General features: G+C 59.5%; 3 protein-coding genes. All 3 read right to left on the reverse strand.

What is annotated here, in order from left to right:
- Window positions 1-185 (reverse strand): 2Fe-2S iron-sulfur cluster-binding protein (locus DU29_RS01000000129330; RefSeq protein ID WP_033050200.1); only part of this gene is annotated, 185 nt, incomplete at its 3' end.
- Window positions 186-194: 9 nt separating this feature from the next.
- Window positions 195-683 carry a benzoate 1,2-dioxygenase small subunit gene (gene benB / locus DU29_RS0100985; protein ID WP_003452498.1) on the reverse strand — a complete coding sequence of 163 codons (489 nt, stop codon included), beginning with the start codon at window positions 681-683 and terminating at the stop codon, window positions 195-197.
- Window positions 684-1,856, reverse strand: a 1,173-nt coding sequence (locus DU29_RS0100990) for an SRPBCC family protein (RefSeq protein ID WP_028620003.1), incomplete at its 5' end; no start/stop codon positions are given.

Below are 1,856 nucleotides of genomic sequence, written 5' to 3' on the forward strand. Positions count from 1 at the left end.
TCCTCGCCGAGGTCGTAGCGGCCGCTCTCGGCGAAGCATTTGCAGGCGCCGCATGCACCGTCTCGGCAGTCCATGGGTAAATTGATGCCTTGGCGGTAGGCAGCATCAGCAATAGTCTCGCCAGCATTAGCATCGATGAAACGAGTGACGCCGTCTTCGAAGTTCAGTGCAACCTTGTGTGTCATGGCGGCACCTCAGACGTGGTATACATCGATGAACTGGCGGACGTAGTCGTTCTTCAGAACGACCTTCTTGGCCTTAATCAGCGGGCTCTCGCCGCATGTGTCGAGGGTGCAGAAGTTGGTGCCAAAGAAGTGGTCCACCGTCTTGTACCGGTAATTCAAGGTGTACCAGTTGTAGCGCAGCTTACAGAAGCCGTCGGACTGCTCGAGCAACTCCAGATTGCTGATGTTGTGGCTGGTTCGGGTGTCCGGAATGGTGGCACTGGAGCGCTCGGTCTTGATGCGGAACACCCGATCCTCTAGGCCACCGCGATTGCCGTACCAAATCAGCGAGATCTGGCTCTGCGGGTCTTCGGTCAATTGGTCGCGGTCGTCCCAGGCCGGCATCCAGAAAGTGGCGTCCGGCGCGTACATTTCCAGCCAGCTATCCCACTGCTTGTCGTCGAGGTAGCGTGCTTCGCGGTAAAGGAAATCGCGCACGGCTTCGTAGGAGATAGTCATTTACGCGCCCTCCGCATGGATCAGCCGATCCTGTTCGGCCTTGACGGCCCTGATCATCTGCTGTTGCCAGTACTTGTGCTGCATGACGAACAGGCCCTCGTCCTCGATACGCGGGCCACTCATCAGCGGGTGCAGATCAATCCCCCTAGCAATTTCGTCGGGGCCGTCGATCCAGTGCGTCGCCCCACGGGACATATCGTTCATTCCCCTGCCGGCGAAGCCCTGCTGGCAAGCGCGGAATTCTTCAAGGTCGTCCGGGGTGGCCATGCCGCTGACATTGAAGAAATCCTCGTACTGACGGACGCGGCGGGCACGCGCCTCGGCGCCCTCGCCTTTCGGCGCGATGCAGTAGATGGTGATTTCGGTTCTATCCACCGACAGCGGACGGGTGATACGCAACTGCGAGCCGAACTGGTCCATCAGGTAGAGGTTCGGGTAGAGGCAGAGGTTGCGGGAGATACCGATCATCCAGTCGGCACGGGCTTCACCAACCTCACTGGCTAAGCGATCTCGATCAGCGAACAGCGGACGGTCTGCCGGGTCGGGCCAGCGCGCCCAGATCATCTGATGGCCGTTTTCAAAGGAGTAGAAACCACCGCCACCCTTGCCCCAGCTACTGGCGCTCATGGCGCGAATATCATCGCCCGCTTCTCTCAGCTTGCGCTGCTGCTGGGTGGCGGCGTAATTCCAGTGCACAGTGCTAACGTGGTAGCCGTCGGCCCCGTTCTCGACCTGCACCTTCCAATTGCCTTCGTAAACATAGGTGCTGGAACCGCGCAGCACCTCCAGACCTTCGGGCGATTGGTCGACGACCATGTCGATGACCTTCCTCGACTCGCCGAGGAATTCTTCCAATGGGGCGACGTCCTCGCGCAGGCTGCCGAACAGAAATCCGCGGTAGGAAGCAAAGCGCGCAACTTTCTTCAGGTCGTGCGAGCCGTCACAGTCGAAGCTGTCCGGATAGCCGGCGCCCTTGGGGTCTTTGACCTTGAGCAGCTTGCCCGAATTGCTGAAGGTCCAGCCGTGGAACGAGCAGGTGTGGGTGGCCTTGTTTCCACTCCTAAAGCGACAGAGCGTGGCGCCGCGGTGACTGCAGGCATTGATGAAGGCATTGAGCTCACCATCTTTGTTGCGTGTGATGAATATCGGCTGCCGGCCCATCTGCGTGGTGTA

Source organism: Pseudomonas sp. Ant30-3, from assembly GCF_000690905.1.
GTDB lineage: Bacteria > Pseudomonadota > Gammaproteobacteria > Pseudomonadales > Pseudomonadaceae > Aquipseudomonas.

What these genes read in the sequence shown, in the direction of transcription:
- benB (WP_003452498.1), bottom strand. Translation starts at nt 683, where the DNA reads ATGACTATCTCCTACGAAGCCGTGCGCGATTTCCTTTACCGCGAAGCA.